The organism is Collimonas fungivorans, from assembly GCF_028292705.1.
GTDB lineage: Bacteria > Pseudomonadota > Gammaproteobacteria > Burkholderiales > Burkholderiaceae_D > Collimonas > Collimonas fungivorans_B.
In genome coordinates this window covers 1-7,327 of record NZ_JAQGLV010000030.1, presented here as the reverse complement: position 1 = coordinate 7,327, position 7,327 = coordinate 1, and the positions used below count along the sequence as shown (strand labels likewise).

Genomic DNA, 7,327 nt, shown 5'->3' with positions numbered 1-7,327 from the left:
TGTCGCGGCCGCTGGTCAGGCTCTTGGAGACTTCTTCCAGGCGGAAGGAAATCAGCGAGGTCGACGACGTCATGGCGGCATCCATCGCACCAGTCTGCATCGCCGCGTAGATTTCGTTGGAAGGCAGCGTCACCACGGCGGCGCCGGCTTCTTTCAGGATCAGGTCCATCTCGCGCGAACCGCCGCGCACCTTCAGGCCCTTGGCGTCGGACGGATCGATGATAGGCTTGCCGCGCGAAGCCACGCCGCCGGCCTGCCAGATCCAGCTGACAATGATCACGCCCTTTTCCAGCAGGATGCGCGACAACTCCTTGCCGACTTCCGAATTCTTCCAGGCCGCGCCCTGCTCATACGAAGTCACCAGGCCAGGCATCAGGCCGATGTTCACTTCCGGCACTTCGCCGCCGGCGTAATTGAGCGGCACCAGGGAAAAATCCAGGGCACCTTTGCGCAATGCAGAGAACTGGGAGTTGGTCTTCATCAGTGAAGAGCCAGGATAGATTTCGAATTTCAGGCTGCCCTTGGTGCGCTTGCCGACTTCGGCGGCGAACATGCGGGTCAACCGGTCGCGGAAGTCGCCCTCGCTGATGGTGCCGCCGGGAAACTGGTGGGAAATTTTCAAGGCGCCCGATTGCGCCCATACTGACGACATAGACCAGAACGGTGTGCTCGCAAGCGCGCCCAGCACCGTCCTCCTGCTGATTAAAGACATATCCCCTCCCTGTGTTGGAAAAACTATCGATACAGTTTTAGCTACTTTTCATGCGGTTATTGCTGAAGATAGATGCTATGTATTCTTTTTTTATTTCCTTGTATACACAATATTCCATAAAACATTTTTATGTCAACGAATAAATACGCCTTACAATCAAATCTCGAATACACATAATCCCAGAAACGGCCAAATTATGCTCACGACAAAAAATCGCTCGGAATCGCTGCGCGAAACCATCGAAGAGATGATCGCGGTTGGTGAGTTTCGTCCAGGCCAGCATCTTGATGAAACCGACCTGGCCATCAAGTTCGGGGTTTCCCGCACGCCCGTGCGGGAAGCGTTGATCCAGCTGGCTTCGATGGGCATCGTGGTGACGCGGCCGCGGCGCGGCACCGTGGTTGCCGAAATCGGCCCGCGGCAGCTGGTGGAAATGTTTGAGGTGATGGCGGAACTGGAAGCCATGTGCGGCCGGCTGGCGGCGCGCAGGATGTCGGGCGAGGAACAGGCCAGCCTGCTGGCGGCGCACCAGGCATGCATGGAAGCGCGCGATGCGCAGGATCCCGACACCTATTTCTACATGAACGAAGCGTTTCATGGCGCCATCTACGAAGGCAGCCATAACGCCTTCCTGGCGGCCCAGGCGCAGTCGCTGCAGCGCCGGCTGCGGCCTTACCGGCGGCTGCAGCTGCGGGTGCGCGACCGCCTGAAAGTTTCGTACCAGGAGCACGACGGCGTGGTGCAAGCCATCATCGCCGGCGACAGCGAACTGGCGGCCGACCTGCTGCGCCAGCACGTCACGGTGCAGGGGCAGCGTTTTGTCGACCTGATTGCTTCATTGCAGCAGCTGACTGCCATGCCGGAGCCGCAGCACATCTATAATTAAGCGCTGCGCCTGGCGACGGCCTGGCCGCAGCGGCTCAGGCAGCAGAGTGGGACAGCACGGCTTGCTCTACCCTGCTCCGTGCTTTCTGCTTAGTGTGCAGCGGGAACCAGGTTCACGCTCAAGGTCCCCTGGTCATTGCCGGAAACCCAGCCCACGCGGCCGGCGTTAGGGCCGCCAGTGAAACGCAGCAGCGGCAGATCGGCGACGAATTCGATGCCGAGCACAGGATTCGAGAGCAGCAGCGGATTCAGGCTGGCGTCCAGCTGCATGAAATGCCACTCGATCGCGCGGTTGGTGCGACTGCTTGAATTCCACAGGCCGTAGGACACCACAAAGCCGCTGCCGTATGCTTCCAGCTTAGGCATGATGGCTTGCGTGTTGGCGGCATTGCTGGTCAGCCAGGCGCTGGAACGCACGCTGCCGTCGGTGCCGCTGACCAGGCTGACCCGCACGTCGCGCGCTGCACGGCCTTGCGATGTCGCATGGACAATCGCAAAATCACCGCTGCCCAGTTTGATGAACTGGCCGGTCTCGGCGTTGGTGGTGTTGTCACCCACGGCGCCGTCGATGGCCTGGTAAGGTTTATCGAAAACGGTGCCGTCGCTGCTCAGGTATGCGCCCAAGGTGCGCGCTGAAAGGCCCAGCTGGCGCGGGTAGGCGTCGCCATGCGCCAGGGTGTAGGCGATGCCGTTGTCGATCAGCAGGCGCTGGTTGAAATTGTGCGAATAGAACCAGGCCGACCCCATGTTCATCGCATTGCCGGCAGGCGTCACGACGCTTCCGGTAACGCCATCGAAGTAGCGGAAATAACCGGCCTGGTGGCGCGTGCCGTTATCGCCCCAGGCCATCTGGTGCGCCACATACAGCACCAGCTTCTGGTTCACTGCGTCATAGCTCAAGGCGCCGCCCCCTGCCGTGCCGGGGTTGCCCTTGCTCTTGTCCTTGCTGTTGTCCTGGTTGCCGAACACCAGGGTGTCCCACGCCTTCACTGCAAAACTGGCGCTGGACGCCTTGGCGATATGCAGTTCGTTGCCATTGACGTTATTGACGTCGCCCGCGACCGTATTCCGGTATGGATGGTCGACGTTATAGGCTACATAGAAGGCGCCGCTGGCATCCTTGGTGAAGCCTAGCAGCTTGTACGAGCGCAGGCTGGTCGCCGTTGTGGCGCCGGCGCTCAGGTCAGGATTGACATGGGTGATGCTGATCGTGCCGGGCGCCGCCAGACCGGACACCGACGACTGCGTCGCGCCAGAATAATCCAGCCAGGCTACATCCAGGCTGCCATCCGCATTCACCACAGGGATAACCGGGTTGGGAAAGCCGTAATTCGACATCGGGCTGGGCGGGACCAGGCCGTCATTGAAAAAATTGGCCTTGAGGCCGAAGACCTTGCCCGTTGCGCCGGTGGCGATTACTTTCGTTGCCACACTAAAATCCGCGACCGGCACCGAAGCTGGCGGCGTTGCCGGTGTTGCGGTGGCCGGCGGTGTCGTCGCCGGTGCGGCAGGAGGCGTGGCCGGCGCGGCAGTCGAAGGGGCGCTCGGACTGGCAGAAGAATCGGATGAGCCGCCACCGCCGCCACAGGCCGCAAGCAGCAGAGGCAGGGAAAGCAGCAAGGGCAGCGCGAACGGAGGAATCCGGCGGGACGATGCCGGAGAAAGCATTTTTGAGGGCATTGTTTTAATCTTTGCTGTAGATGCGTGAACCATTGTCCACGCCGTACTGCAGGCTTCGGAATGAAGCCTGCTCACGGATTTGCCGATGTATCGCAAACATCGTGCCACCACGTCACGGCAAAACAGGGAAACAGAGCGTTACACGCGCGCACAATGGTTACCGAGCGGATTAGAAAGATATTTTGCGCATGAAGCATGCTGCAACGCTGACGAACACGGTCAGGCGGGTGACATTCTTGGTCAGCCTGCCGTCATCTCTCTGTGGTCATCTCTGTTCGGCGGCCAGTCAATTGGGGCCGGCGCTGCAGTGATATTTATTGTTCCCGCACCCTCTACGCGCCGTTGGCAACATGCTATTATCGCGAAATTCAGGGTTGCGTCGAGACAATATACGTTCGCGACAATCATTAAAAGAACCGGCTCCTAAAGCCAGCCCCCAATCTCATGCGCGATTTCATCCTGACTTGCCAGTGGTACACCATCATGGGCGTTGGCATCGTATTTTTCGCCTGCCTGTATTTTGTATTCGGCGGCCTCAACTGGCTGCTCAGCCGCCGCATCCTGCCCGCCTTCGGTTATGGCCGGGTGCTTGATCCGCGGCCGCTGGCGCCGCAGCAACTGCGGCGCGAACTGGGCGAATCCGCCGTCACCATTTTTTTGTTCGGCACCGGCATGGTGTTCCCCTGGGGCTTGCTGCAGCTCGGCTGGGCGAAACTGGCCGAACAGGCATCCGGCTGGCAGATTGCGCTCGAAATCCTGTTCATGGTGGTCTGGAATGAAGTGCATTTTTACCTCAGCCACAGGTTGCTGCATGTCTCCTGGCTGAAGCGGTTCCACCTGCCGCACCACCGCTCTGTCGTCACCACGCCCTGGACTTGCTACAGCTTCACGCCGCTGGAAGCCATGATGCTGGGCAATGTACTGCTGCTGCCCATGCTGCTGCACGATTTCAGCATCTATTCGCTGGCCTTCGTGCCGGTCTTCAGCATCGTATTCAACAACATCGGCCACTCCAACTACGATTACCTGCCCGACGCCGACCGCGACCGCTGGTGGCTCAACGGCGCGCGCCGCCATCATCTGCACCACGCCTGCTACCGCGGCAATTACGGTTTCATGTTCCCGTTCATGGATCGGCTGTTTGCCACCGAACTGGCGCCCGACGCCGCCGAAGCCAGGATCGCCCGCGGCACAAAACCGGACGAGAAGCAGAATGCTGCGTAACCGGCGCGACTGGCAAAGCGTGGCGTATATCCTTGCCTTGCCGCTGCTGGTCGCCTACCTGTGGCGTCATCCCTACCTGTCGCTGCCGAATGCGCTGCTGTACGGCTTGCTGCTGTTCCTGACCTTGGGCACTGGGGTCATCCATCACAACCACGCCCATTTGCGCATGTGGGACAAGCGGTGGCTCAACCGCCTCACCGATTTCTGGATCACGCTGTTGCAGGGCCACCCCACTTTCGTATTCTATCCGGCCCACAACGGCAACCATCACCGCTACCGCCACGGCCCGCTGGACGTGGCGCGCACCTATCGTTTTGGTGGCGACACCAACCATCTGCTCGGTTACCTGCTGCACCCGTTGCAGGCGACGGTTGCCCTCTACCCCTTGATATGGCGCTGGCTGATCCGCATGCGGCGGCGCCATGCCGGCGTATTTTATTATTTCCTGCGCCAATACCTCGCGGTGGCCTTGCTCTGGATACTGCTAGGCTGGCTCGACTGGCATAAATTCCTGCTGCTGGTGCTGCTGCCGCAGTTGCACGGCTTGCACTGGCTGCTGGCTACCAATTACCTGCAGCATGCCCATGCAGACGGCGGCTCGCCGGTCGATTTCGCCCGCAATTTCGAAGGCCTGGTCAATCCGCTGCTGTTCAATATCGGCTTTCATACGGCGCACCACCACCATCCGCGCGCGCACTGGACGCAATTGCCCGGCCTGCACCAGCGTTATCGTCACCTGCTGCATCCGCAACTGAATGCGGGGCCGCTACTGTCTTATATGTTTCGTACTTTCATTTTGAGTCTGCTGTGGCCGCGCCGGTCCAGCCGCAGCCTTATGCCGCCAGGAAAAAAGAATGCCAACTGAGTTCAATCGCGTGTATCTCGCCGCCGCAGGATTGCACCTGCCCGGAGAGCCCGTCGGCAACGACGAGATGGATCATTACATCGCTCCCATCAACCGGATCTCGGGCCGCATCAAGCAACGCATCCTGGCGGAGAACGGCATACAGACACGGCACTATGCCATCGATGCCGAAGGCAATACCGTGCAAAACCACGCCCAGCTGGCGGCCAGCGCCATCCGCGACTGCCTGCGGCAGACCGAGACCACGCTCGAGCAGATTTCCTTGCTGAGCGTCGGCTCTTCCGGCGGCGACGCCTTGATGCCCGGTTTTGCCAACATGATCCAGGGCGAGCTGGGCGCGCCGCCCATGCAGACCCTGTCCAGCCAGGGCGTGTGCGCGGCGGGCGTCAGCGCGATAGAGTTTGCCGCACAGGCGATAGAACTTGGCACCCACCGGCAAGCGCTGGCCGTCGCCGCCGAAATGCCGTCGCGCATGTTCAAGCGCAGCCGCTTTGCGCCGCGCGGCTACCAGAGCGATTTCGACGCCCATTTCCTGCGCTGGATGCTGTCCGACGGAGCCGGCGCAATGCTGTTCAGCCGCCAGCCGCAGCCACGCAACGGCCTGCGCATCAAGCTCAAATGGGTGCACCAGAAAAGCTTTTCCGGCGACTATCCGGTCTGCATGCAGCTCGGCCTGACGGAAGACCGCAGCAAATCGTTCCTGGACTTTGCCTCCTCGAGCGAAGCCGAGGCGGCCGGGGCGCTCTCGCTGCGCCAGGATATCCGCCTGCTGCCGCACCTGTTCGACGTCTGCATCCATGAATACGTCAAGCTGGTGGAAGCCGGATGGATCAAGTCCGAAGAGGTCAACCATTTCCTGTGCCACTACTCTTCCGCCAAGTTCATGCCGGTGGTTGAAGAGCTGCTGGCCAAAGCGGGACTGACGATCCCGGCCGAGCGCTGGTACAGCAACCTGGCTACCCGCGGCAACACCGGCGCGGCATCGATTTTCATCATGCTGGCCGAGTTCCTGCAGAAAAAAACGCTGCGCGCCGGCGAAAAGATTTTCTGCTTCATTCCGGAATCGGGCCGCATCACTGCCGCCTACATGCTGTTTGAAGTAGAGGATGCGAACGCGCCCGAATCCAACCAGCCGGCGGCGGCAGCCAGCAGCAGCACCGCCGCATCGACGCCGGCGATAGCCGCTCCGCATCAGCCGGAGGATGCGCCGCTGCCGCTGCAGCCGCTGCTGACGCGCCTTGCCAGCCTGTGGCAGGACTACCGTTCGCAAGCCTGGCGCACCCCGGTGATCCATCGCCTGGTCAGCGGCCGTTTCGACGTCGCCGCCTACCGCAACTGGACCGCGCAATGGGTGCCCCAGGTGAAGGAAGGCAGTTTGTGGATGCGCGAAGCGGTTGCTTCGCTCAACGGCGAGTTTGCCGCGCTGGGCCAGCTCATCACCACCCATGCCGGCGAAGAGCAGAACGATTTCCAGATCCTGTACCAGGATTACCAGGCTGCCGGCGGTGAACTGCCGCTCGCTGCGCTCAAGCGCAATCCGGGCGGCGAGGCGCTCAACAGTTATCTGCACGCCCTGGCGTCCAGTCCCAATCCGGTCGGGCTGCTGGGCGCGATCTATATCATAGAAGGCACCGGGCAACGCATCGTGCCGGCGCTGCTGCCGCTGCTGCGCCAACAGGTCGCGTTGCCGCCGCAGGCCTTCCGTTTCCTGGAATACCATGGCGCCAACGACGAACATCACCTGGCGCGCTGGCTGGCCGCGATAGAAATCACGCTGGCCCTGGATCCCAAGGCGGCCGAGGCCATCTACGCCACAGCCAAGCGCACCGCGCAGCTGTACCTGATGCAGCTGGAACACATACAAGATTAACCACCGGGCCAACACCATGCAAAGCGACGATTTCCTGCAACGCGCACACGATCCGCGCGATCCCAATCCCTGGCTGGCGCTCTACCTGGAC

At 61.1% G+C, this 7,327-nt stretch carries 6 protein-coding genes; 4 read left to right on the top strand and 2 right to left on the bottom strand.

What is annotated here, in order from left to right:
* Positions 1-712 (bottom strand): TRAP transporter substrate-binding protein DctP (gene dctP / locus JWQ61_RS01310; protein WP_304358923.1); only part of this gene is annotated, 712 nt, incomplete at its 3' end.
* Between the two features lie 196 nt (positions 713-908).
* On the opposite strand from dctP, the gene JWQ61_RS01305 reads away from it, so the two are divergent.
* Positions 909-1,598, top strand: a complete 690-nt coding sequence (locus JWQ61_RS01305; RefSeq protein ID WP_120236245.1) for a GntR family transcriptional regulator — start codon at positions 909-911, stop codon at positions 1,596-1,598.
* A gap of 89 nt (positions 1,599-1,687) precedes the next feature.
* Here JWQ61_RS01305 and JWQ61_RS01300 read toward each other — a convergent pair whose 3' ends face one another.
* Complete coding sequence (locus JWQ61_RS01300; RefSeq protein WP_304358922.1) at positions 1,688-3,028, bottom strand: hypothetical protein; 1,341 nt, start codon at positions 3,026-3,028, stop codon at positions 1,688-1,690.
* Between the two features lie 693 nt (positions 3,029-3,721).
* On the opposite strand from JWQ61_RS01300, the gene JWQ61_RS01295 reads away from it, so the two are divergent.
* Genes JWQ61_RS01295 through JWQ61_RS01285 form a run of 3 tightly spaced genes read left to right on the top strand, consistent with a single transcriptional unit; the run spans position 3,722 to position 7,236 of the window.
* A complete protein-coding gene (locus JWQ61_RS01295; RefSeq protein ID WP_304358921.1) occupies positions 3,722-4,501 on the top strand; it encodes a sterol desaturase family protein in 780 nt (259 codons plus the stop codon).
* Positions 4,491-5,366: a fatty acid desaturase gene (locus JWQ61_RS01290; RefSeq protein ID WP_304358920.1), complete on the top strand. Its 876-nt coding sequence runs from the start codon at positions 4,491-4,493 to the stop codon at positions 5,364-5,366. The genes JWQ61_RS01295 and JWQ61_RS01290 overlap by 11 nt, the downstream gene beginning before the upstream one ends.
* On the top strand, positions 5,356-7,236 hold the full coding sequence (locus JWQ61_RS01285) for an iron-containing redox enzyme family protein (RefSeq protein WP_304358919.1): 1,881 nt from the start codon (positions 5,356-5,358) through the stop codon (positions 7,234-7,236). The genes JWQ61_RS01290 and JWQ61_RS01285 overlap by 11 nt, the downstream gene beginning before the upstream one ends.
* Positions 7,237-7,327 lie beyond the last annotated feature (91 nt).

Bases quoted from the DNA above. Each gene is read 5' to 3' on its own strand.
- JWQ61_RS01305 (WP_120236245.1), top strand. From the start codon at position 909: ATGCTCACGACAAAAAATCGCTCGGAATCGCTGCGCGAAACCATCGAA.
- JWQ61_RS01295 (WP_304358921.1), top strand. From the start codon at position 3,722: ATGCGCGATTTCATCCTGACTTGCCAGTGGTACACCATCATGGGCGTT.
- JWQ61_RS01290 (WP_304358920.1), top strand. From the start codon at position 4,491: ATGCTGCGTAACCGGCGCGACTGGCAAAGCGTGGCGTATATCCTTGCC.
- JWQ61_RS01285 (WP_304358919.1), top strand. From the start codon at position 5,356: ATGCCAACTGAGTTCAATCGCGTGTATCTCGCCGCCGCAGGATTGCAC.